Raw genomic sequence first — 23,873 nt, 5'->3', positions numbered from 1 at the left:
ACTGTGTAAATCGCTGCTTTAAAATAAATTCTGCGATCGCTAAATCTACAGGAGTGGTTACTTTTAAATTAGTTTCTTCTCTTCGACAATTTTGACAGGTAATTGGCATTTTCAAATAAAGCAGCATCATCAGTGACTTGCCAACCCAGTTGATAGCCTTTTTCATGACATTCTTTTAATAAGTTTACTTTAAACCCTTGAGGAGTTTGGGCAGCCCATAAATTGGAGCGATTTGGGGTATCTTTAATAAATCGGTTACTATCAACAATTTTAATGGTATCTTTAACAGAAATCGCTGCAATTAACCCTTGACAAGTTAAGAGTTGTTCGGCACATCGATCAAATAAATTCGGGGTAACTAAACATCTTGCGCCGTCATGAATTAAAACATTGTCTACTGCTTCAGGTAATGCTTGTAAACCATTATAGACAGAAGCTTGACGGGTTTCTCCTCCCTGTATTAATTCAACAGGAGTAGTAATAGAAATAGTATCTAAAATTGTTTTAAATTCAGGGAAATCGTAGGGTTGTCCAATAATACCAATCCAATCAACTTTTTGTGAAGATTCTGCTGCTAAAAGTGTCCAACTTAGTAACGGTTTACCCAAAAGACTAAGCAAAAGTTTATTATGATCGCTACCCATTCGTTTACCCATTCCTGCTGCCGGAATTAATAGATACATAATCTAATCATTTAATAACTAATTTATTTATTGTACCAAAAAAAGATCCTCAAGTGTACATAACAATTTCTCTTATTTCTTCTACCCTTTGATCATAGTTGTTCTTAGGAATAACTGGATGACTTTTCACTAAGGAAATAGGGTGATTAAGTTGAATCCAAGAACGACAGCCTCCATAACTTGAGTCATAAGAAATTGTAACAGGTTCAGCTAATAGAAAAACACGCAATAATAAAACAAAAATAGGCTGATTAGCTTTCCACTTGAATCGTTCTTCAACAAAGCTTTCTGTCCAAATGTGATAAGAATATAGTTGCTTAATCTTTGAAGATTCTCTTACTTTTAAAATAGTCGTAATATTAGCCCAACTACTAATAGTAATGGTTTCAGGATGCCACCCTGATGATACAGGTTCTATTAAATTAGCATAGTCTGATTTTAATAACTTGGGTTTTTGATGTTCATAAGTAGGGTATAATAAGGTGGGATTATGATTAACTTTAAACTGTCCAAACACTTCTTTAATACCTCCTTTACGCAAGAGCAAAATAGTGTTACCCTTTTCTAGTGCCTTAACAGCAATATCCCACTCTTTTAAAGCATTCCGTAGGTCAATCAGCATAAAAAAATCTCATAAATAATGATAAATAATTATTGTAAAAAAGTTAGTTATTAGAAGTTTAAAATGCTATCATCGAATCAATTTTATTGAGATTATTGATCACAATTAATAGACTTGAACCATTGATATTGTACTAGAATATATTTATGAATAACATTGCAGCAGTAATCTTAGCAGGGGGATACGGAACAAGAGTTAAACATCTGCTTCCTAATATTCCAAAACCCATGGCTTCCGTTGTTAATAAACCCTTTTTAGAATGGATAATTCGCTATCTTAAACAACAAGGAATTACCCAAGATATTTTATCGACTGGTTACCTAGGAGAAGTCATTGAGGAACATTTTAAAACCCATCAGGTCAAGGGAGTAGACATCTACTGTTGCCGTGAAGATGAACCACTAGGAACAGCAGGAGGATTTATTAATGCAGTTCAACAAGTTAGTTTATCACCTAAAGCATGGTTAGTTATGAATGGCGACTCTTTAATTGTAGCTAATTTTCAGGAATTAGCGAAGTATTTAGAGGATCAAGAAGTGGGATGTGTCATTCTAGGGGTATCTGTTAATGATGCGTCTCGTTATGGTTCTCTGGTATTTGATGAGTCAAATACTTTGTTGAATTTTGCTGAAAAAAAAGAGGGTCAAGGTGTTATTAATGGAGGCGTTTATTTATTCCGCCACGAAATTTTAGAACAGTTTCCTTCTCTGTTTCCTTTGAGTTTTGAATATGATGTTTTTCCTACCTTACTCAAGGAAAAGATTAAAATTAAAGTACATCCCATTGAAGCTCCATTTTTAGATATTGGGACTCCAGAAACGTTACCTCAAGCAGAAGCATTTATCAAAGAAAACTTTACGAATTTATTAGAACCATGTTAATCTCACGCGCGCCAGTTAGAATTAGTTTTTTTGGAGGGGGAACAGATTACCCAGAGTATTTTTTAGAACATGGTGGCGCGGTTTTAGCCACAGCCATTGATAAATTTTCTTATGTTACCGCCAGTCCTTTTCCAAGTCATTTATTCGACTATTTAATTCGAGTTTCTTATCGCAAAGTTGAGTTAGTTAAAACTGTTGAAGATATCGAACATAAAGTTTATCGTGAATGTTTAAAATTTTGCGGTTTAGATAAAGATATCGAACTCCATAATGTGGCTGATTTACCTGCATTTACCGGGTTAGGTTCATCTTCTGCATTTACGGTATCCTTATTACAAGCATTACATAGCTTTAAAGGAGAATTTGTTAAACCGTTAGACTTAGCTTATGAAGCCATTTATGTGGAACGTCATCTAGTTAATGATCGCGTTGGATGTCAAGATCAACTAATGTCAGCTATGGGAGGATTTAACTTAGTTGAATTTAGAACAGAAGACGATATTATTGTTAATCGAGTATCTATTTCTCCCCAAAGATTAGCGGAATTTGAATCTCATCTTTTCATTGTTTTTACAGGAATTAAAAGACGGGCTGCTAAAGTAGTAGAAAAACAATTAAAACGAGTTAATGATAATACAGAAACCCTAAAACAAATGAGAAAAATGGTAGATCAAGGTTGGGATATTTTAACCAGTAATCAATCTTTATCTGCTTTTGGTGAATTATTAGACAAAGCTTGGATAGCGAAAAGAAGTTTAGATACAGTTATATCTAACCCAGAAATCGATCATCTTTATAAACTAGGACAAGAAGCAGGGGCTTGGGGTGGTAAACTATTAGGTGCAGGTGCAGGGGGGTTTATGTTATTTTTTGCCCCACCAGAAGTCCATCCCAAGTTAGCTAAAACTTTTGCTAATCATCAGGTACTTTCTGTTAAAATTAATGCACCGGGTTCTCAAATTATCTTTTCATAATTTGATTGAATATTAAACTTTATTAAAATGATAATTTATGCTTATTTTTATATTGAACCTCTACTAGAAACTAATTTAGAAATTCCTATTAATAACTTAAAGGTAGAACGAGTCTATCATGATCTAGGAGCCAGACATGAATTAGAAAAACTCTTAAATGATTGTCAAGAAAAACCTCCTAATTATCTCTTGATTCGTCAATTACAAGAACTAGGAGATAACTCTGAGATTGTCAAGAATAATTATCAAAAATTAACTGACTTAGGAATCAAAATACTTACTTTAGAGGTTCAGAAATCAATTAATCTAGATGAACTAAAATGGTTAGAAAATACAATAAAAATTGATATTAACGATCCCGAAATATTAGAAACTATCAAGGAAAATAAAAGAAATTTATCCCTTAAAAAAGGACAAGCATTAACAAGAATTAAAGCCTTACCTCCTCCAGGAAAAGCCCCTTACGGATACCGAAGGGGTAAAGACTGTTACATTATAGATCGTAGTACCGCTCCTATTATTAAAGACTTTTTTGAGCAGTTTTTATTGTTTGGATCATTACGAGGGGCTGTTAATTATTTAGCTAAACGATATGGTAAAAAAATCTCTGTTTCTACAGGAAGTCGTTGGTTAAAAAATCCTGTTTATCGAGGAGACTTAAAATATAAAAATAACGAAATTATTTCTAATACCCATGTGGCGATTATTTCCAGAGAAGAAGCAGCGCAAATTGATCGGTTATTAGGAAGAAATCGAAAATTGTCCTCTAAAACTGCTAGTGCAAAACATTCTTTAGTGGGTTTAGTAAGTTGTCAAAAATGCCATAATTCAATGATAATTAATCATGTTACCCAAAAAAACAAAAAAAAAGAATATCTCTATATCCGTCCACAAAACTGTCCTTTAACCCCCCAATGTAAGGCTATTCCTTATCAAGACGTTTTAAAAAAAACTATTGACTATATTTGTAATCACTTCCCTAAAAAAGTAAAAAGTTTCGATCCCCAAAAAATAGAAGATTATAAAAATAAGATTCAAACTCAAATAGAAGAAAAAAAATATATAATCAATCAATTATCATCTTTAATTCAATCTAATATTCTTGATGATCAAACAGCTAACCTAAGACGTTATACTTTAAACCTAGAAATCAGTCAATTACGTTCTCAACTCGAACAACTTCCCCCAGAAAACTTAAAAAAGATTGCCGAAACTGTTTCCTTACCGAGATTTTGGCAAGACTTATCAGAAGCAGAAAGACGATTTTACTTTCGAGAATTTATTCGTCAGATTTATATCGAACAAACCTCGAAAGTAGACTGGAATTTAGAAATTACTTTTATTGTCTAATCTCCTAAACTGATCGCCGTTTTCTGAACAACCCAGTCATAGTTAACCCAGTAACTAATAAACCAACCAATCCTAAACCATTCAAAACAGGAAAAATCTCATCCAACCCAATAATTTCCATCGTATGAATTTCCATCAATAAATGGGCAAATCTCTCCTGGTGAAACCACTCATCAAAAATTGTGTAACCCATGCCAGTGAGAACCGTTGAAATTAAAGGTAAACTAACAGTAACTGCTAACAAACGATGGTATTTACGAAAGAAACGAATCATAGAACTTCTCCGAATAATAATTATAATCTTCACTCCCCGTTCACCACTGAATTTTTATGACATAATATGTTCATTAATGGAAATAGCTTGCCATTTGCGACTCACATCAAAAACCGTTGAACTTGCCCCACAATACATAAGAAGTATTAGGGGTAAACTGATAAGAAAAGTAAGAGAGAAATGATATTTTTGAAACACACTAATCATAGTCATACCTCTTAAAATAGAAAGGAATGAAACCCTAAAAAGCAAACCCAAAAGTGAGAACTAAAGAAAAAGCAGACGTAATCACAGTAATCCATAAAACTTGTCCATCCTCACGATTCATAAGACTTCCTCCTAAACTGTAGTAACGACTCTTTGCTTCGTTACTTATTACTGTAGGGAAAGATAGTAAAGAAGTCGGGTTGATCTAAAATTTCTATCTAACCTAATATTTTGCACCTTCGATAAAGCAAGCTAGTGAAGGTAGGCAAGAGGCAAGAGGCAAAAGTAAAAAGACTTCACTCTTACTTCCTCTAAATTGATTCAGACTCTTTTAGCTATTTAGTCTTATTGTATTGGTGCAAGATGTGAGCCTCCTACTAGCAGCGATCGCTACTACCAATAGATAGGAAGAAACACTTATGTTTTACTGTGTTTCTTAAGAGTTTAATTTGCCGTCCTACGGTTCTAAGAATTCCTTATTTAAGATTGATAATTCTGTACCTTTTCAATCAGCGATCGCACTTCTTGAGTTCCTTCGGAGGGTTCAAAGGAAAGGGGAAACTTGCCACTATTTAACATCCTTAACCCTAAAGGTGCAAGAGAGAGTAACCCTTGTAAATCTCTAAAATAATTACCGACGACAAAAACCCCAAACTTTCGTTCATCGATCCATCCTCCCTCTTTCACGAGATCAATTAACACTTTTCTATGACGAATAGAGCGACTACTTTGGGTATCTTTGCGATCTAAAATTTTTTGTTTTAAATGCCCAATTTGATTCATTGGGGCTACTTCCATCGGACATACCGCATTACAATAATAACAGCGTGTGCAGCCCCAAACCCCTTGGGTTCCTTGATTATAGGTTTCTAAACGCTCTTCTATTTCTGTGTCACGGGAATCTGCCACCATCCGTTGTGCTTTAGCCAAAGCATGGGGACCCACAAACTCAGAGTTAACGGTTAAAGCATTACATTCAGAATAACAAGCACCGCACATAATACAGTTACCCGTCTGATCCAACTGCGATCGCTCTTCTGGTGTCTGCAAAAATTCTCGTTCAGGGACTTTTCGTCCTTGGGTACTAACGTAAGGATCAACCTCCTGTAGTTTATCCCAAAAGCTGGACATATCCACCACCAAATCTTTAATGACTGGCATATTTCCTAAAGGTGCAATGGTAATGGTTGGTACATCGCCACTATTTGAAGCCGATACCATTTCTAATTCTTGTCCGACATTTTGTTTACAAGCCAAAGCAGAACGACCATTAATTCTCATGCTACAACTACCACAAATGGTATTGCGACAATTTTTACGGAAGGCCAAACTACCATCTTGTTCCCATTTAATGCGATTTAAACATTCTAAGATGGTATTGCCGGCTTGAACTTCTAGTTTATAAGTCTGTAGCTGAGGACTTTGATGAGGCTTTTGTCGCCAAACTTTAAACAATACTTCCATGGGAACATTAAAAAATTGAATGGTTTCTTCTATCCTATCTTGTTCTTAGGATTTGTATGGCAGTTTTCTTCAAGGATAAAAATGCCCCACACCGGCTTCTCACCGACTCAGTCTAAATCTCGATAGACCCCAGGGGAAACTGTCGTTATTAGTGAACCTTTGTCGATTTTCCACAGTGTTAATATCCTAATCAAACTCAAATTGGGTGCAGGTTTTAGGCTTATTTTCTCTGGAGTTTTTTCCTTTTCTTTTAAGGTTCAACAACCGAAACTCCAGAGTAGATAGAAGGGTAATTTATCTTGGGTTGAGCAGATGCAAGCAAATTTGTGGACTTAAACTGTCGTTGATCAACTTCATAATTCTTGAAATTTTTTTGGTTTAGTTTAGGAATTTAACGCTATATTTTTGATATGATCAATAATGATCTAAATAACCTAGTCATCATTGAGAGAAAATCAAAGGACATTGATAAAATTATGGCTGATACCGTTGAAACAAATCCTACTCCCTTAACTGGGAAAGCCTTACTTCAAGAACTAAAACAGTTATCTGATAAGCCTCGGCGAGAAACAGCCAAAAAATGTGGCTATTACTCAGTGACAAAAGACGGACAAGTTCGTGTTAACTTAACAGACTTTTATGATGCAGTTCTTGCAGCTAAAGGAGTCCCTCTTCAACCGGGTTCTACTAAAGATGGTCGTGGCCGTGAACCGACATTCCGAGTCAGCGTTCACAAGAATGGTCAAATTGTCATTGGTTCTACCTATACAGAGCAGATGGGATTGAAACCAGGGGATGAATTTGAAATTAAATTAGGCTACAAACATATTCATCTTAAACAGGTGGGCGTTGACGACGAAGAAGTTGCCTAAAGACTATTTAGTGTCAGCAGACTATGGGAGTTAAATCGCTAAAGCTAAGTCAAAAATGAGGGTAAACCTTTGGACTTTCTGAGTCTAATCTGACAAAGGTAAAAGCGATAATTCCCATAACATAAATCTCGGTTACATTATAGAAAGGAAACTGAAAAAGCCATATGTTATGGTCAGATGAGAAGTTAGTCAGTAATCCGTCTCTATAATGTCATTGATAAGCATCAAAAATGGTTTAATTATCCCAGCAGATCGCAGTATATGGGAAGTATTTGTATCTTCCCATCTCGATCCTTTGCTGAGTAGTGTTAAGAACTTTCCTAGTGAGAGTAAAATCGGTCTTTTTTTATTAATATGGTTGCTACTGTGGCTACCTATAGCTTTGTTAATGGGTAAAAAACTGGACTGGCAACCCTTTCAACCCTTAGAAGCAGAAAAAAAAATCCCTTTATTGATTCCTTTGTATCTATTGGTTCCCTGGTTCGGGTGGTCAACTTTGATAGTGGAAGGAACTTCATTAACTGACTATGGATTATCTTTGCAGTGGGATCTCCTGATTTCCCTCTGTATAGGTCTTCTTCTAGGGTTAGGAGGATTAGGAATCGTTTTTGCTATCGAGGGGGGGTTAGGGTGGCAAAAATGGCACTCTGAGAACCTAAATCAATTAGAGAAAGTGGTGTTACCTATATTCGGTCTAGCTATGTGGATTGCCTTAACCGAAGAATTTGTATTTCGGGGAATTTTTCAAACTATCTTAGAAGAAAAATATAATCCCTGGGTCAGTGCTATTATTATTAGTAGTATTTTTGCTCTGCTTCATTTACTCTGGGAAAGACAACAAACCCTACCCCAGTTACCGGGACTATGGTTAATGGGAATAGTTTTGGTAATAGCAAGATGGGTCGATGGAGGGAGTTTAGGGTTAGCTTGGGGACTTCATGCTGGTTGGGTATGGGGGTTAGCTTCTTTGGATGCTGCTGACATGATTGCTTATACAGGAAAAGGTAAAGACTGGATCATTGGTATGTATCAGCAACCTTTAGGGGGAATGATGGGAATTTTGTGTTTATTAGGAACTGGTTTGGTTTTGTGGTTTGGGCTATGATTCAGTTATCAGTGAACAGTTATCAATAGAGTTACAATTGATGAGATTGATAGACATCTTTTGCTGCACGATGTAGTAGAGAGTGCCGATAAACCAGAGATTTTAGGTCTTTAGCATAGCCTCCTCCAATGACACTAGCAACGGGATATCCTTCGGCAATACAACTACTTAAAACCAGCCTTTCTCGGCGATAAATGCCTGTATCCGTTATGCTTAACTTGCCGAAATGATCATTAGCATGAATATCAACCCCTGCATCATATAGAATTAAATCTGGTTTAATTTGTGAAAGTAAGTCAGAAAGATGTTGAGACAAAATCTGTAAATAACCATCATCATCTAATCCTTGGGGTAGGGAAACATCTAAATCACTTTTTTGCTTTTCTCTAGGAAAATTAGCTTCACAGTGCATCGAAAAGGTAAACACTGTTAGATCATTTTGGAATATTTTAGCAGTTCCATCTCCTTGATGAACATCGAGATCAATAATTAATACTGTTTTGACTAACTTTAATTTTTGTAAGACACGAGTAGCGATCGCTAAATCATTAAAAATACAAAACCCTGAACCATAGTCAGGAAAAGCATGATGAGTTCCCCCTGCTGTATTACAAGCTAAACCAAATTTCAAAGCTAATTTTGCCGTTAAAATGGTTCCTCCCACTGCAACACAAGTCCGTTTAACTAAGGCTTCACTCCAAGGTAAACCAATGCGTCGCTGCACTTTATCTGATAAAGTTCCTTGACAATAAGCGGTGATATAATCGGGGCAATGAACTAATTCTAATAATGATTTTTCAGGACATTCTGGGGTGTAAATGTTATTAGATTTAACAACTTTTTCCCTTAGTAATAATTCATAAAGTAAGGAAAATTTCTCCATTGGAAATCGGTGTCCATCAGGGAGAGGAACCACATATTGATCATGGTAAACAATGGGTAAATTCATGGTTAATCCCATTTAAAAGGATCAAAACAACGATATCACGAGGGTAATAGTTAACTATTCATTATTGATCACTTTTCACTGAATCATTGTTTACCCCAGTCCTAATTCACGTTTTAAAAGATTAATCGACTTTTCTCCGATATAATATTCAGAACAAATAACATCTGGGGGACGAATTAAATCTTCTCTAACCGCGAGAATGGCTTCTTTAACCAGAGAATAACTAGCTGGATCACTCATAATGGTTTGTGCCGATCGCGCTAAAGTTAAGAGTTGACGGCGATCGCTTGCTTGTGCGGTGATTAATAATAAATCATCTCCCCGTAAACTATGGATGAGAATTTCTGCGACGCGAATAATTCCTGGACTTAAACTCACAATGCCTAAACGAGTATCTTTCGGTAATTCTTTAATCATGGCTAATTCTTTGGCATAATCGTAGATATCGATGGGAAAAACACGGGTTGCATGGGGAGAGGCAATTAATTCGGCTTCAGGAATAAAATAACGGCTAGTGACCACAGTGGCAGATTCTTTTTGCGCTAAAACTTGATCCAAATCTTCGATGGATACTAATTCGACAGGAATGGCCAGTGCTTTTTCTAATTCTTGTAAAATCAGTTCGCCAGCACCCATATCACGACTGGGAACGGTAACGATCACTTCTGCGCTACAGCGTAACCGCCAATCGATGACGGCTAAAAATAACTCTTTCGCTTGGGAAAGGGTTAACCCTTGTTTTAGCAGTTCATCTAAGCTTTTATAAACCAGTTGACTTTCTTCGATATATTCAGTGAATAAAGGAGACTCAGGAAAGGAAATATCTTCGTTATTTTGCGCTTTGACATAGATTCCTGAACCAGCGATAGATTCGACGAGGCCGGCTTCTTCGAGTTGTTGATAAACTTTACTGATAGTATTACGGTGTAATCCCGTCATCGTAGCGAGTTGACGGGTACTCGGTAAACGGTGGCCAGGGGGATATTGCCGAGAAGCGATCGCAAATCGAATCTGATCAAACAGTTGTTTAGACGCGGGAATATCACTATCGGATTGTATTTTGAACTGAAGCATAGCGGCCACGCCGGGCAAACGATATTAAATTAATGGACATTATTTTACCGTGAATCGTTCCTCGGAATTGAAGTTATTTTTTACTTCTAACTTTTAACTTGTAAAATTATTAATGTTTATTGTCGACAATAATAAGCGCACCGCTACGCGGATCTCTTCGAGATCGCTTAAGAATTAGATTCTATAATGTTTCTAACTTGTTCAATGTCTAACTCTAATGCTTGAGCAATTTGTTCTACAGTTAACCCTAATAAAAATAAGCGAGGAATAGAGGCAATTTTAGCAGCTAATTCTCCTTCTTGTCTCCCTTCTTGTCGTCCCTCTTGTCTTCCTTGTTCTATTCCTTCTTCTAATGCTTCTTGATAGACTTTTGTCTCTCTGAGATCGTTTAAACTAAACATTTTTTCTATCTCCTGACGACTAATTAATGGCAGTTTATAGACTAGGATTTTCTCTATTAATTGTAAAACACCCTTCGGGAAGTCAAAAGGCAAAAGTCAAAAGTCAAAAATTAATTTTTTAAGTTTTCTTTTTTAGTAACAATTGATTTAGCGATAATTTTGATTAACTCTTCACATTCATTGAGAATACTAAATATTTTTTCTTCGGGAATTAACTCAGATTTAATTAATAGTTTAAGCCAATATCTTGTTTCTCTTGCTTCCTTAAGTGATATTAATTGTTTACTGATAAAATCTCTTGCACTTTCTGCTGATTGAGATTCTTCTATATTTGCTCCTATTGAAGTTCCTGATCTGAACAATTGAGAAGCTAATAAACGTGGAGTTCCAGGCTGTTTATCTAAATAGTTACATAACTTAGTTATTCTAACAGCAAACTTAAAAGTTCTTTCAGGAATAGAAGTCTTATTACTCATCAACTTTATTAGTTCATAATAATATTATGATAGCTAATTTTTCAATATTAATAAACACTTTTGACTTTTGCCTTTTAACTTTTAACTTCCCGAAGGGCTTGCCTTTGCGAAGCGCGTCTTACAGGTGACAAGTCTTTGCACGAGAGAAGAGACTACCCAAATCCCCTCTAAAAAGGGAAGTGCTCTCCCTTAAAAAAGGTAGGTGTCCCACAGGTGTAGTATCGATTAATTCAAAGGTAAGGTCTGAGTAACTCACATAGTCTCCTCCTTTTCTCCAACCGACACGATCGCAGAACTCATACCAGATTTTTTCATTATAGTTTCTTGTCCCTCCTAGTTTATCTACATAGATTTTTTTCTGGACACTGAAGCCAAACTTACCCTTACTATATTTAACCCAAAGTTGATCGATGGTGCGTAACTCCTCACCGGGGAACGTATCAAAGTCTTCGGGGTCAAAATATTGTCTTTCTTCTTTACCAACGGTTTCAATCATCAAGCGATAGGTTTCATAGTCAGCGTCTTTAAATTGTTGATTTTTGAGTAGTTCTTCTAGTTTTTGGTAACGCGCATATCTTACTTCTGTTTCTATTTCAAAATCGATTTGACGAGAGGTTTCTTTGAGACATTCATAAGCTAAGGAGACTGCTTGAGGGTGTTTAAACTGAATGAGACGACGAATAAAAGCACTAGGGTTTCTCAGTTGTGCAACATAAAGAATAATAATTGCTTTCCACCATTGATCTTGCCAATATTGTAGTAGTAAATCTTCTTGTTGAGTGCGTTTTATTTCTGCTGCTGCTAAATATTCTTGAAAGCTTTTATGAGCAAATTCATATTGATCATCCACTTTAACTAATAATTCACTAACTTCTTCAATTTTTTTGAGAAAGTCTTGACTTGAGATAGATTCATCTATTAATTGGATATATTCTTTAAGTTTTTCTTGTAAATATTCTGGATCAATTTTAGTTAAATTTTTTTGAACCATAAATAAAGCCAACTGTTGTAAAATTTGCTGACTTTCATTCGGTTCTAGAAGCATATCAATTTGTCGGGATAAGGGTCTTTCTCCTAACTGTAAGCGAACAATAGAACGATATAAATCTGCTCTTCCTTGAGGTAGTTTACCATCAGGATAGGAAGAATGTAAGTTAACAATCATATTTAACAAGAGAGGATTTTTAGCAAAATCACTCAGGGAGGTTGTTTCTCCTTCTTTGGGTTTAATCTGTGCTACTAAACTAGAGGCTTTTCTATCAGCTTCTGCTTTAACAATAGGTTCATCTGGTTTATCAGTTAAATGACGTTCTTTACTTAAATACCACCGTTGTAAAAATCTTTCTTGTTGTTCTAAGGTAAAGGGTTTTACAAATAGGTTAGTATTAGGTCTATTTTCTGATTGATATTGACCATAAGCAGCCGGTCGAGAGGTAAGAATAAAGAAGGTTTTAGGATAATTTTTTAGACAGTTTCCTATCCATTCACTGACCGATTTTTGCCAGTCTTCTTTAACCTCATCAAACCCATCAAACATAATTAACATATCCCCTTTATCGAGATGATTTTTTGCCCAGTTGGGCGGTAACTTCAGGTCTTTTCCTTGGGGAAGATTCGGAAGATGATGCTTTTCGATTAAAGTGGGTAAGTCAAGTTCTTTAGTTATAGCAATGACTTCTTGCCATGTTCTTAAATAGAGCAATACGGGTAATAATTTAGGAGCATTATAAGCTTTTTTTTGATAGAGTTTGTGAGTATAAATATAAGTGACATGACGCAGTAAGGTCGTTTTTCCATATCCTCCCCAAGCTTGAATAATTAAGGAACGATACAAAGTATTTTTAGATGCTTTTTTGAGGATATGCCAAATACTTAACCCTTCTTTAGATAGCATTTGTTTTGTCAGTTGATTCTCCCAAGAAAATCCGGGCGATAGGGGTAAATTTTGTCCATCTGAGTTACGTAAAAAGTTTCCACTTAATTCCAGAGATACAAAAACATCTTTTAATTGAGGACGAAAAATATTATTTAGTCCTTCAGTTTTGTATTGAACACATTCGTTACCTTGGCATTTTAAATAGTTATCATCTGTTGCTGCTAATTGCCATTTTATTGCTTCAGTAAAACTATCCTGAATTCGTTTAAATCTATCAGCACCTTTTTTCCCTTCTTCGCTATAAATTTCCGTTAATCGATCTAAAAACCCTTGAGAAGAAGCTGCCCAAATAGTGGATAATGCTGTTGAAGGAACAGTAATAAGAGCATTTCCAAAATCAGAGTTAATAATCGAAGATACTAAAGCAAAACCAGACGTACCTAAAGGAGCATATCCGAGAATTATTTTTACAGCTTTTTGAATCGGTTTTGATGATGGTTCGTTATTCATACAAGAGATTATTGTGGGCAATGCCCACCCTACAATAGTTTAATGTTTAATTATGCTGGCTCAGTTAACTAAAATTATTTTAATTTCAAGGATAAAAGAGATGTAAGAGAGAATATCAATATTCTTCAAGAATTCTTAACCTATTCTGCCTCCTGACTCCTACCCCCTGCCTTCTGCCTCCTACATCCTACCTCCTGACATCCCATATAAATGTTGAAATTTTTTATGTTATAAGGGAGACAACATAACTAAAATAGAAGATATAGATAGATATTAAGTAAGTGAGACGGTTTGCCCTGTGGTTTCTTCAATAGCAAAAATAACTCCACCCTTAGCAGAAACTCCTCAACGCCAGACGGGGGCGTATGCCTTAATCGATAGTTTGGTACGTCACGGTGTTAAACACATTTTTGGCTATCCAGGAGGAGCCATTCTCCCCATCTACGATGAATTATACCGAGCCGAAGCGAGGGGAGATATTCAACATTTCCTAGTGCGCCACGAACAAGGTGCTTCCCATGCTGCCGATGGTTACGCTCGCGCTACGGGTAAAGTGGGAGTCTGTTTCGGAACCTCCGGACCGGGGGCAACCAACTTAGTAACAGGTATTGCCACAGCACACCTCGATTCAATTCCGATGGTAGTGGTAACGGGACAAGTCGCCAGAGCAGCCATTGGTAGCGATGCGTTCCAAGAAACGGATATTTTTGGCATCACTCTGCCCATTGTTAAACATTCTTATGTGGTGCGTAATGCTGAAGATATGGCCAGTATTGTGGCCGAAGCGTTTCATATTGCCAGCACCGGACGGCCTGGCCCTGTATTGATCGATGTTCCCAAAGATGTGGGTTTAGAAGAATGTGACTATATTCCCGTTGAACCCGGTCAAGTTAAGTTACCAGGGTATCGTCCCACAGTGAAAGGGAACCCCCGTCAAATTAATGCAGCTTTATCTTTAATTGAAGTTTCAGAACGTCCTTTATTGTATGTTGGAGGAGGAGCGATCGCAGCTAATGCTCACGCTCAAGTTCAAGAATTGGCCGAACGCTTTCAAATTCCTGTGACCACGACATTGATGGGAATTGGTTCCTTTGATGAACATCACCCTTTATCCGTGGGAATGTTAGGGATGCACGGCACTGCTTACGCTAACTTTGCGGTGAGTGAGTGTGATTTATTGATCGCGGTGGGATCACGATTTGACGATCGCGTGACGGGAAAATTAGAGGAGTTTGCCTCCCGTGCTAGAGTCATTCACATCGATATCGATCCAGCAGAAGTGGGTAAAAATAGACTGCCTGAAGTTCCCATCGTGGGAGATGTGCGTCAGGTATTAGAACAATTATTACAGCGATCGCGGGAAATTGATGTTCCTCTCGATGCTGAAAAAACCACACCCTGGTTAAATCGGATCAATCGTTGGCGTGAACAATATCCCCTCACTGCGCCTCATTATGACCATAGCATTTCCCCTCAAGAGGTGATTGTAGAAGTGGGTCGTCAGGCTCCTCATGCTTACTACACTACGGATGTAGGACAACATCAAATGTGGGCCGCACAATTTTTAAATAATGGGCCTCGTCGTTGGATTTCTAGCGCAGGGTTAGGAACGATGGGTTACGGAATGCCTGCTGCTCTGGGGGTTAAAGTTGCTTTACCAGAAGAAGAGGTTATCTGTATTAGTGGGGATGCCAGTTTTCAGATGAACCTTCAGGAGTTAGCAACATTATCCCAGTATAATATTGCTGCTAAAACTATCATTATTAACAATGGTTGGCAGGGAATGGTGCGCCAATGGCAACAAACCTTTTTCGGTGAGCGTTATTCTTCGTCTAATATGCAGACAGGAATGCCTGATTTTGAATTGTTGGCTAAAGCGTTTGGTATTAAAGGAATTACCGTTAGAGAGCATTCTCAATTAGCTGGTGCAGTGGCTGAAATGTTAGCTCATGATGGCCCTGTTTTGATGGATGTTCATGTGAAACGGGATGAAAATTGTTATCCGATGGTTGCACCTGGAAAAAGCAACGCTCAAATGATCGGACTTCCTGAGTTAAAGTCTTCCGAGTTGATGACAGAGTTAATTCGTTGTACTTACTGTGGTACGGATAACCCCGTTACTAACAAGTTTTGTCCCGAATGTGGCACAAAAATCTAGCAGGCAATAGGCAATAGGCAAAACAAGCGTTTTCTATCCTGTTGCCTTCTATCGAACTACTTATTAGGTTATTAGGGTTAAGATGTTGCGGAGATTCCTCGTTTCCTCGGAATGACAATTGCAGATTCATTTAATCGTTAAGCTATAGTCTTCATCGTCGTCAAAAAAAGCCCAATCAATGTCTTTTTCAGATTTGAGGGCTTTTCTTATTTCTGTTAAATTAGGTTCAATTTTCACCCGTTTAAATTCATCGGGAAGTTCTTCTGGTTCTACTTTTAAACAAATACTGGGTTGTTTTTTTCGCATGGATAATTTACAAGTCACACCCTCAATTTTTGTTTTGTTAACTCGTTGCATTTCCTTAATAAGATACTTTCTTAATTTATCTCCTTGTTTTTCGCTCATACTTGCTAAAACTCTGATACGTTTTGCTTCAGCTTTTCGCGCTTCTGTTATTGCTTCTAGATACTTAATATAATGAGCAACTTTTTCAGCTTTTTCATCAAATTGTGTGTCAGCATTTAGCCAATTAGAAAATAGTTGATTGATTTTAACTTCTTTTTCTTCTTCGTTTAACTCTTCGGACTCTTGAAGTTGATTGATTAAGTTTTCTAATTCAATGATTTCTTGAGAAATATTCCAAAGGGTATGATTTGATTGGGTCATTTATTTTCCTCGTTTTTGAACTATTATTATCAACTATAATTTAGATTAAATCTTAGTTTAAATGATTTTAAGTATCTTTGCTTTCTTGTTTACCAAAAAGAAACCCAATCACTCAGTATTATTTTAGTTTAATCAGTAGTAAACTGGTAGGTTTCATACATCTTATCTATAATTGTAGGAACTGAAGGCTTGCAGTTTCCTAATAAAACTTCTTCAGCATGGCAATTCTGGACTAAATTAATTCCAATTGAAGATTTTAGCATATAAACAAAACTCAAAAAAAAGAATAGATGCAGTACAAAATTTCCGATTCTTTCCAAATCATTCATGTTATTAAACTTAGTAATTATTTAACACAATTAACAATTTTAATAATGCTCCTCCAATTATGCTGATAAGAAAATCTTCTATTTCGCAAGATGGGTTAGCTGAAAGGATAAGTTTTATAGAAAAAGATAAGTTTTTATCCGTACTCTAGCACAACCGATTCAATATTATTTCTATAATACAGTGTATACCAAGTTAAAGATACAAAATTTGACATAATGAAGCTTCTAGAAACCATCAAAAACGATTATCAAACCTTTCCGAAAAATCAAACCTATTCAGTGTATGCAGATAATGTTTATTTTAAAGATCCAGTTAATGAATTTACAGGAGTTAAACGCTATCAAGAGATGATCCAATTTATGTCAACTTGGTTCAAAAATGTTGACTTAGAATTACACAATATCTATCAAAGCAATAACATTATTCATACAGAATGGACATTACACTGGACTACCCCTCTACCGTGGAAACCCCCCATTTCTATTCCAGGACGCAGCGAACTGACCTTTAATGACCAAAACCTGATTATTTCCCATGTTGACTACTGGAACTGTTCTCGTTGGGATGTGGTGAAACAACATTTTTTCCTAAATCCTTCATAATAAAAATAAGTAATGTAAATTTTTCTGAAAAAATCATGCGTGTAATCCTCATGACTGGTAAAGGGGGAGTTGGAAAAACTTCCGTCGCTGCGGCCACTGGCCTCAGATGTGCTGAGTTGGGGTACAAAACCCTGGTATTAAGTACGGACCCGGCCCATTCCTTAGCGGATAGTTTTGATTTAGAGTTGGGTCATGAACCTCGTTTGGTGTGTCCGAACCTTTGGGGGGCCGAACTAGACGCATTAATGGAATTAGAAGGAAACTGGGGTGCGGTTAAACGGTATATTACCCAGGTGTTGCAAGCTAGAGGACTTGATGGAGTACAAGCGGAAGAATTAGCGATTTTACCAGGGATGGACGAAATTTTTGGCTTAGTTCGCATGAAACGCCACCACGATGAAGGAGAATACGACGTTTTAATTATTGATTCGGCCCCGACCGGAACCGCATTACGTCTGCTGAGTATTCCTGAAGTGGGGGGCTGGTATATGAGAAGATTTTATAAACCGTTACAAGGGATGTCCGTGGCCTTGCGTCCGTTGGTAGAACCCTTGTTTAGACCCATTGCTGGATTTTCTTTACCGGATAAGGAAGTAATGGACGCACCTTATGAATTTTACGAGCAAATCGAAGCATTAGAGAAAGTTTTGACGGATAACAAGCAAACTTCCGTTCGTTTAGTCACAAATCCCGAAAGAATGGTTATCAAGGAATCGTTGCGGGCCCATGCTTATCTCAGTTTATATAATGTTTCTACCGATTTAGTGGTTGCTAACCGTATTATTCCTGATACTGTTAATGATCCCTTCTTTGAAAAATGGAAAAATAATCAACAAGTTTATAAACAAGAAATTCACGAAAATTTTCATCCTCTACCTGTGAAAGAAGTACCCCTATTTTCTGAAGAAATGTGCGGGATGGATGCTTTAGAAAGATTAAAAGAAACCCTCTATAAAGATGAAGATCCAGCGCAAGTTTATTATCAGGAAGATACTATCCGAGTAGTACAACATGAACAAGATTACAGCTTAGAATTGTATTTACCAGGTATTCCTAAAGAAAAGGTACAACTGAACAAAACAGGGGATGAATTAAACATTAGAATCGGTAATCATCGCCGTAATTTAGTGTTACCTCAAGCGTTAGCTGCCTTGAAACCTTCGGGAGCAAAAATGGAGGAAGATTACTTAAAAATTCGCTTTAGTAGTGGGGTAGCTGTTAAAAGTTAATTGATAATGAATTATAATTAATAATGAATAATCTAGTAATTATTCATTATTAATTGCTCATATCAGGTTTCAAAAAATAAAGCAATCTTTGATATTTTTTGTGTGATTGCTTCGGGGTAGTTTTAGTAAGGGTCAAAAGTTAAGATTAATTGTACCCCTCGCAATGACGTTAATGACTTTTGAGAATTGTATTACCTGGATTGTAACCTTTTATTTACGTTGTTTGAAACTTAAATAAACAATGTATAAAAATAAGAGACCGAATAATAGAAAAAAGAAACCATATTCTCTAATTAAACTTTCTGAGCCATCATCAATTTCCACCTCTTCTAGACCTAGACTTCTTTGCAAAGATTTTAAAATTCCATAGAGTTTACGGGAAAGATTGAGGAAATAAAAAGAATTTAAGAAAATATTCATTAGAAATTATCATATTCATTATCCTAATTCTATCAGACTAAAAAATCTCCTTGTAGAATTTGAGAGACAGTATAGTTAAATTGCGTAAAAGTAGGAGATTTTACCCTATCTGATGATGTAAATATCGTCTCATCATAAAACCCTTCTGATAAAGATAAAATAGTTACTTTTTCTGTCAACGGATCAACAATCCAATATTCAGCAATATCGAGTACACTATATTCAGAACGTTTAGCACGATAATCAATATTTTTGGTTGATTCACTAACAACTTCTACAACTAAAATAGGTGAAGGTTCATTAAGTAAAATAACTGCTTCACGGTTTTGTAGTTGTTGCCATTGGGATGTTAATAACACTACCAAATCTGGGATGCGAACCGTATCCCATCTGTTTCCACGGGGTGATTGAATACCGATAACCATTTGTTTCGATACCCAAGGTTGACTTAAACGTTTAATTTCCTGGCGAAAACAATAATTGAGAAAATCAGCAATTTCACCATGTTGTCCTATCCCCAAAGTCATTGGAACTAATTCCCCATTAACCAGTTCATAAGTGGTGTCAGTTTTATCATCGTATTTGAGATATTCTTCAAGGGTTAAATGGCTTTTGATCAGGGTCATTGTTATGCTAAAAAGTAATATAAATTAAGAGAAAAGAACTTGTTTTAAAGCTTGACTCATAACGTCTGCTGAAACGGGTTGCTGTAACCAAATTTCTAAGGCCGCAGCCCCTTGATACACTAACATATCTAAACCATCAATGATGGTTAAACCCTGTTGTTTTGCATCTTTGAGAAATTGAGTGGGACTCGGATTATAAATTAAGTCATAAGCGATCGCAGTATTAGAGAATTTGTCCCATAAATCACTGTCAACAGGAGAATTATCAGTATGAGGAAACATCCCGATAGGTGTAGTATTCACAATTAACTGGCTTTCTGATACCATCCCTGATAATTCATCCCAGGAATGAACGGTTATAGAGGCTTGAAGCTCGCTATTGTCCCAACTTTGCTTAAATTGACCTAACTTGTCCTTATCTCGCCCCACAACGCAAATATGACGGCAACCTAATTCTACTAACCCTACCACCACGGCCCGCGCTGCGCCTCCATTTCCGAGGATAATGGGTTTGATGGTGTTCCAGTCACGGTTTAATGCTTTTAGGGGGGTGACAAAGCCAATAACATCAGTATTTGTGCCTTTCCAGCCTGTTTCTGTGCGCCAAACGGTGTTCACGGCTCCCACTAATTTCGCGGTTGTGGTAACTTCAGATAAGAGAGGGATAATCGCTTGTTTATGGGGGATGGTTGCGTTGAAACCCATCACTCCTATGGTTGCAAAGCCATCTAAAGCGGTTTGTAAGTTTTCGGGTTTGACGGGGAAAGGAATATAAATATAGTCAACCCCTAAGCGTTCAATTTCTGCGTTTTGCATTACAGGGGATAAAGAATGTTCGACGGGATGACCAATGATGCCTAATAGTTTTGTTTTTCCGGTAATAATTGACATTATGTTTAGGATTACTCTGAATAAGGAATGACAGTTAAAATTATATAGTTATTATTATCATTAAAACTAAGTTCATCAACCACATAAGTATTAGTTTGAGAAACAGCCCTAATTCCTCTTAATTTTCCTCTACTTATATTAGACAAAATAACTTCAGCTTTGCCATCTTGAGCATTCGTTATTTTAAAATTAGTTAAAGGTTCTTGCCAATTTTGTGCTGTATTGGGGTTAAAATTATTGTCTTCTCCTCTTATAACTGGTTTTTCACTGTGAATAAGTTTAACTTCTTTACCGAATTCTACTTTTTCAATATCAGTAATTTTTATTGTTTTTGATCTTCCACTTCTGTCTACAGTTATGTTTGACTGTTGTGGATCAAAATTGATAATTTTTCCTGAGATTGTGCTATTTGTTTTTAATGTTACTCTAGCATTGTAGGGTAGTGCAACAGGAATAGTATTCTTTTCTACTTTGATAGACTTAATATTATGGGAAGGGAAAGAAAATCCTTTTTTGGGGATAAAATAACCGCCTAACCCGACAGTTAAAGAAGCAATTATAATAATTTTAATTGAAAGTTTTATCATGACTCAATAGGATACTATAAACTGTAGGATCAAAGAATGGGGTATTTATGTCCGATAGTCAACCTTCACAAAATAACAAACAGATTTTAGGAACCTTTGCTAGTGTTTTAGGGTTGCTAGGAATCTTTCTTTATTTTACAGGATGGATCTATCGTTGGTCTTATTTTAGCTATTTTCAATTAGAATTAACACAGTTATCTTTTCCTTTACGTTCCTTTTTGTTTGTTCCCATTCAAGTTTTTGTCGGTCATGGTTGGGCGTTGGTTAAAACTATTTTAGCCTTATTTTTGTCCGCGACTGCTATTAAAGTTACTTTATGGTTTGTAGAACCTTTGACAGTTAATTTTATTTTACCGTTATCTCAACCTTTAAACTCTATATCTCGTCGTAGAAAATGGCAAAAATTACAGCGTAGTTTGAGAAGATATGCAAAGCATTTTCATCAATGTTCCCCATCTAAGTTTATCCGAGAGTTAGTTTCTCTTGTTCCTACTTCCTTACGAAAAGATTTAATTATCGTAATTTGGTTATTAATCGTTTTATTTTGGTTAGCAAGAATTCAAGGATGGGAGGATGCGCGTCGAGATGCAATTAATCAGACTTCTACTTTACCTGTATTTACCTACATTTTTCCGAAAGAAGATTTAGTTTTAGGACGAAATTTAGATGATATTTTTATTGATCCGAGTTTAGAAGATTATCGTTTTATTGGGGATTTAACTTTGTTTGATTATCTTCGAGGACTTGAAGACAATGATCCTAGTTTAAAAGAACCAAGAATCTGGCGATTATTATTAGAAAATAATAAGATAATTTATTGTTTTTTTGGATTAGATAAGACTGCTGATAAAAAACAAGTTCCTGCTGTTTTAGCCATAAAAACTGATAAAAAAGGACAGGTGATGATCTTAGCTCCATCTATTCCTAAAGTAAAGTAATATTGTATTATACTAATATAAGATTAGTTTTAAATAGGAGTTTCAATTATGACTGAACCTAGTAGCGTAACTTATTCCACAGCAGAAATCTTAAAAGGTATTCAAGATAAGTTTGATAAAATTGAGGGAAAACTAGAAGCAATTCAAAAAGATGTGACAGATTTAAAAATAGAGGTGACAGAAGTTAAAACAGAAGTGCGAAACCTGAAAGAAAATGTCAGAGATATCAAAACAGTGCAAAATACTTTAGTTAATGAAGTCGCTGACTTAAAAGGTGTTAAATCTTTAGTTATTCCTATTATTGTTGCTGTCATAACTGCTTTCTTAACCTTGTTAGCGCGTTTTATCCCTAATATTCTCCATTAATTAGTGATATACTAATGAGGTTAATAATGGAAATTAAACCGATTAAAAATGAAACTGACTATCAAGAAGCTTTACAAGAAATTGAAGCTTTATTTGATGCTTCTATAAATACTCCAGAGGGTCAAAAATTAGAGATTTTAACCACCTTAGTAGAAGTTTATGAACAACAATATTATCCGATTGAACCACCATCACCTATAGAAGCTATTTTATATCATTTAGAAAGTCGTTATTCAGATGTTTCTGTATTGATTGAAGGGTTAAAACGTCGGGGAGTTAGCGAAGAAATTATGAAGAAATTATTAAGGAAAGTTTGAATGATTTAGTAGATATTTCCGAAGTTTAAATTAACTAATTATATATTAATTAATTCCAACCCCAACCTACTTAATTATTCCCAATTAAAATAAAAGGCGACCAGAAATAAGGATGGTCATATTTTCCAGTTTCAAGGTAATTTAATTTTGCTCGTTGCATTGCTTCATTTTTACTCATTCCTTGTTTCATATTAGTATAAAAATTAGTCATAATATTAGCACTAACATTATCATCTGCATTCCATAAACTGGCCATAACGGTTTTTGCGCCGGCACGTTCTAAAACAAAAGCTAAACCTGATAATTCTCGTCCGTTTGCATTAGCTTCTTTTGCCGTTTGACAAGCACTTAACACTAAAATTTCTGTGTTTTTTAACCCTAATAAAGCAGCATCTGCAATGTTATATTGTTCATTGTTTGCAAATAATATTGTATTCGCTTCCATACCTAAATTTGGGCAACCATTAGGATCAAAACAGCCATGCGTTCCTAAATGTAAAATAGGGAAACGTGAAGCATTTTCTTTAAAGGTTTTTAAGGTTGCATCGGTTCCTAAATAAGCTTCGCTTCCTGGAAAATTATCCATAAGATGTTGTGCTTCAGTTTCTGTTCCTAATAGAGTTGCTTTGGTGGGTTTTGGGTTAGCTAAAGCTAAAGCTGTCATTACATTTTCCCCTCTTTGCAAAGGGGGGTTAGGGGGGATCGCACGGGTACTAATACGAGTTAAATAATGAATCGGATATTTTTTTAATAAAAATTCATCTTTTTCCTTATCTAACAGAGTTTCAAAAGGAATATAACGCAGTTTTCCTGTGGCAATAATAGCTAAATTTTCAGGATCAATAGTGTTAACTTCAGATTCTATAGGACGAATTAAAATATCATACATCTTTTCGCTGGTAACAAAGACATTATCATTCATATAATCTGAGAGTTCCTGACGGTATTGGGTAATTAATTGATTAAACTCATCACTATCAATATCTTTGGTAATCACTTTTAAATCTTCAGAAGTGAGAATAAAT

The 23,873-nt window shown here is 35.9% G+C and carries 25 protein-coding genes and 2 pseudogenes; 11 read left to right on the top strand and 16 right to left on the bottom strand.

The window, feature by feature from the left end; translation table 11 throughout:
* Together ispD and CY0110_RS23745 are read right to left on the bottom strand one after the other, a co-directional pair.
* A pseudogene (gene ispD / locus CY0110_RS23750) lies at positions 1 to 683 on the bottom strand (2-C-methyl-D-erythritol 4-phosphate cytidylyltransferase); the annotation flags it as partial.
* A gap of 49 nt (positions 684 to 732) precedes the next feature.
* Positions 733 to 1,305, bottom strand: coding sequence for a DUF1802 family protein (locus CY0110_RS23745; RefSeq protein WP_008278141.1), 573 nt, complete (start codon positions 1,303 to 1,305; stop codon positions 733 to 735).
* 146 nt (positions 1,306 to 1,451) lie between these two features.
* Between CY0110_RS23745 and CY0110_RS23740 the strand changes: the two genes are divergently transcribed.
* The 3 genes from CY0110_RS23740 to CY0110_RS23730 are packed head-to-tail and all read left to right on the top strand — an operon-like array spanning position 1,452 to position 4,510.
* Positions 1,452 to 2,186, top strand: coding sequence for a nucleotidyltransferase family protein (locus CY0110_RS23740; protein ID WP_008278140.1), 735 nt, complete (start codon positions 1,452 to 1,454; stop codon positions 2,184 to 2,186).
* Positions 2,180 to 3,160 carry a GHMP family kinase ATP-binding protein gene (locus CY0110_RS23735; RefSeq protein WP_008278139.1) on the top strand — a complete coding sequence of 327 codons (981 nt, stop codon included), beginning with the start codon at positions 2,180 to 2,182 and terminating at the stop codon, positions 3,158 to 3,160. Before CY0110_RS23740 ends, CY0110_RS23735 begins: the two co-directional genes overlap by 7 nt.
* A gap of 27 nt (positions 3,161 to 3,187) precedes the next feature.
* A complete protein-coding gene (locus CY0110_RS23730) occupies positions 3,188 to 4,510 on the top strand; it encodes a recombinase family protein (RefSeq protein WP_008278138.1) in 1,323 nt (440 codons plus the stop codon).
* Positions 4,511 to 4,514: 4 nt separating this feature from the next.
* On the opposite strand, the gene CY0110_RS23725 is transcribed toward CY0110_RS23730, so the two are convergent.
* The 3 genes from CY0110_RS23725 to CY0110_RS23720 all read right to left on the bottom strand — a co-directional run bounded on the left by CY0110_RS23725 (position 4,515) and on the right by CY0110_RS23720 (position 6,455).
* Positions 4,515 to 4,784: a hypothetical protein gene (locus CY0110_RS23725; protein ID WP_008278137.1), complete on the bottom strand. Its 270-nt coding sequence runs from the start codon at positions 4,782 to 4,784 to the stop codon at positions 4,515 to 4,517.
* A gap of 54 nt (positions 4,785 to 4,838) precedes the next feature.
* The gene (locus CY0110_RS30120; protein ID WP_157464640.1) at positions 4,839 to 4,991 is read right to left on the bottom strand and encodes a hypothetical protein; all 153 of its coding nucleotides are present in this window, start codon (positions 4,989 to 4,991) and stop codon (positions 4,839 to 4,841) included.
* Between the two features lie 480 nt (positions 4,992 to 5,471).
* The gene (locus CY0110_RS23720; RefSeq protein WP_008278136.1) at positions 5,472 to 6,455 is read right to left on the bottom strand and encodes a succinate dehydrogenase/fumarate reductase iron-sulfur subunit; all 984 of its coding nucleotides are present in this window, start codon (positions 6,453 to 6,455) and stop codon (positions 5,472 to 5,474) included.
* Positions 6,456 to 6,931: 476 nt separating this feature from the next.
* Between CY0110_RS23720 and CY0110_RS23715 the strand changes: the two genes are divergently transcribed.
* On the top strand, positions 6,932 to 7,327 hold the full coding sequence (locus CY0110_RS23715) for an AbrB family transcriptional regulator (protein WP_198139255.1): 396 nt from the start codon (positions 6,932 to 6,934) through the stop codon (positions 7,325 to 7,327).
* A gap of 208 nt (positions 7,328 to 7,535) precedes the next feature.
* Positions 7,536 to 8,432: a CPBP family intramembrane glutamic endopeptidase gene (locus CY0110_RS23710; protein ID WP_008278134.1), complete on the top strand. Its 897-nt coding sequence runs from the start codon at positions 7,536 to 7,538 to the stop codon at positions 8,430 to 8,432.
* Between the two features lie 31 nt (positions 8,433 to 8,463).
* Here CY0110_RS23710 and CY0110_RS23705 read toward each other — a convergent pair whose 3' ends face one another.
* The 5 genes and pseudogenes from CY0110_RS23705 to CY0110_RS23685 all read right to left on the bottom strand — a co-directional run bounded on the left by CY0110_RS23705 (position 8,464) and on the right by CY0110_RS23685 (position 13,718).
* Positions 8,464 to 9,381, bottom strand: a complete 918-nt coding sequence (locus CY0110_RS23705; protein WP_008278133.1) for a histone deacetylase family protein — start codon at positions 9,379 to 9,381, stop codon at positions 8,464 to 8,466.
* A gap of 90 nt (positions 9,382 to 9,471) precedes the next feature.
* Positions 9,472 to 10,455 (bottom strand): GntR family transcriptional regulator, encoded by a 984-nt coding sequence (locus tag CY0110_RS23700; RefSeq protein WP_008278132.1) that lies wholly within the window; start codon positions 10,453 to 10,455, stop codon positions 9,472 to 9,474.
* A gap of 167 nt (positions 10,456 to 10,622) precedes the next feature.
* A pseudogene (locus tag CY0110_RS23695) lies at positions 10,623 to 10,931 on the bottom strand (DUF2887 domain-containing protein); the annotation flags it as partial.
* Between the two features lie 35 nt (positions 10,932 to 10,966).
* Positions 10,967 to 11,332, bottom strand: coding sequence for a four helix bundle protein (locus CY0110_RS23690; protein WP_008278130.1), 366 nt, complete (start codon positions 11,330 to 11,332; stop codon positions 10,967 to 10,969).
* Positions 11,333 to 11,450: 118 nt separating this feature from the next.
* Positions 11,451 to 13,718 (bottom strand): GUN4 domain-containing protein, encoded by a 2,268-nt coding sequence (locus CY0110_RS23685; protein WP_008278129.1) that lies wholly within the window; start codon positions 13,716 to 13,718, stop codon positions 11,451 to 11,453.
* Positions 13,719 to 14,016: 298 nt separating this feature from the next.
* On the opposite strand from CY0110_RS23685, the gene ilvB reads away from it, so the two are divergent.
* Entirely contained in the window at positions 14,017 to 15,876 is a 1,860-nt protein-coding gene (gene ilvB / locus CY0110_RS23680; protein ID WP_008278128.1) for a biosynthetic-type acetolactate synthase large subunit, read from the top strand.
* 126 nt (positions 15,877 to 16,002) lie between these two features.
* Here ilvB and CY0110_RS23675 read toward each other — a convergent pair whose 3' ends face one another.
* Positions 16,003 to 16,542: a siphovirus Gp157 family protein gene (locus tag CY0110_RS23675; protein WP_008278127.1), complete on the bottom strand. Its 540-nt coding sequence runs from the start codon at positions 16,540 to 16,542 to the stop codon at positions 16,003 to 16,005.
* A 545-nt stretch (positions 16,543 to 17,087) separates the two neighbouring features.
* On the opposite strand from CY0110_RS23675, the gene CY0110_RS23670 reads away from it, so the two are divergent.
* Together CY0110_RS23670 and CY0110_RS23665 are read left to right on the top strand one after the other, a co-directional pair.
* A complete protein-coding gene (locus CY0110_RS23670; RefSeq protein WP_008278126.1) occupies positions 17,088 to 17,474 on the top strand; it encodes a DUF2358 domain-containing protein in 387 nt (128 codons plus the stop codon).
* Between the two features lie 35 nt (positions 17,475 to 17,509).
* Positions 17,510 to 18,703 carry a TRC40/GET3/ArsA family transport-energizing ATPase gene (locus tag CY0110_RS23665; protein ID WP_035800502.1) on the top strand — a complete coding sequence of 398 codons (1,194 nt, stop codon included), beginning with the start codon at positions 17,510 to 17,512 and terminating at the stop codon, positions 18,701 to 18,703.
* Positions 18,704 to 18,913: 210 nt separating this feature from the next.
* On the opposite strand, the gene CY0110_RS23660 is transcribed toward CY0110_RS23665, so the two are convergent.
* The 4 genes from CY0110_RS23660 to CY0110_RS23645 are packed head-to-tail and all read right to left on the bottom strand — an operon-like array spanning position 18,914 to position 21,227.
* Entirely contained in the window at positions 18,914 to 19,123 is a 210-nt protein-coding gene (locus CY0110_RS23660) for a hypothetical protein (RefSeq protein ID WP_008278124.1), read from the bottom strand.
* Between the two features lie 32 nt (positions 19,124 to 19,155).
* Positions 19,156 to 19,749 carry a Uma2 family endonuclease gene (locus tag CY0110_RS23655; RefSeq protein ID WP_008278123.1) on the bottom strand — a complete coding sequence of 198 codons (594 nt, stop codon included), beginning with the start codon at positions 19,747 to 19,749 and terminating at the stop codon, positions 19,156 to 19,158.
* A 24-nt stretch (positions 19,750 to 19,773) separates the two neighbouring features.
* A complete protein-coding gene (locus tag CY0110_RS23650) occupies positions 19,774 to 20,640 on the bottom strand; it encodes a shikimate dehydrogenase (RefSeq protein ID WP_008278122.1) in 867 nt (288 codons plus the stop codon).
* An 11-nt stretch (positions 20,641 to 20,651) separates the two neighbouring features.
* Positions 20,652 to 21,227, bottom strand: coding sequence for a hypothetical protein (locus tag CY0110_RS23645; RefSeq protein ID WP_008278121.1), 576 nt, complete (start codon positions 21,225 to 21,227; stop codon positions 20,652 to 20,654).
* A 47-nt stretch (positions 21,228 to 21,274) separates the two neighbouring features.
* On the opposite strand from CY0110_RS23645, the gene CY0110_RS23640 reads away from it, so the two are divergent.
* Genes CY0110_RS23640 through CY0110_RS23630 form a run of 3 tightly spaced genes read left to right on the top strand, consistent with a single transcriptional unit; the run spans position 21,275 to position 22,848 of the window.
* Complete coding sequence (locus CY0110_RS23640; protein ID WP_008278120.1) at positions 21,275 to 22,165, top strand: hypothetical protein; 891 nt, start codon at positions 21,275 to 21,277, stop codon at positions 22,163 to 22,165.
* A 48-nt stretch (positions 22,166 to 22,213) separates the two neighbouring features.
* Positions 22,214 to 22,531 carry a shikimate 5-dehydrogenase gene (locus CY0110_RS23635; protein ID WP_008278119.1) on the top strand — a complete coding sequence of 106 codons (318 nt, stop codon included), beginning with the start codon at positions 22,214 to 22,216 and terminating at the stop codon, positions 22,529 to 22,531.
* Between the two features lie 26 nt (positions 22,532 to 22,557).
* Positions 22,558 to 22,848, top strand: coding sequence for a helix-turn-helix domain-containing protein (locus tag CY0110_RS23630; protein ID WP_008278118.1), 291 nt, complete (start codon positions 22,558 to 22,560; stop codon positions 22,846 to 22,848).
* Positions 22,849 to 22,918: 70 nt separating this feature from the next.
* Here CY0110_RS23630 and CY0110_RS23625 read toward each other — a convergent pair.
* Positions 22,919 to 23,873: CHAT domain-containing protein (locus CY0110_RS23625; protein WP_008278117.1), on the bottom strand; the 955-nt coding region annotated here is incomplete at its 5' end.

Origin of the sequence: Crocosphaera chwakensis CCY0110 (genome assembly GCF_000169335.1) — a bacterium.
In the GTDB taxonomy this organism is placed as follows: domain Bacteria; phylum Cyanobacteriota; class Cyanobacteriia; order Cyanobacteriales; family Microcystaceae; genus Crocosphaera; species Crocosphaera chwakensis.
This window is presented reverse-complemented; position numbering and strand designations above follow the sequence as displayed.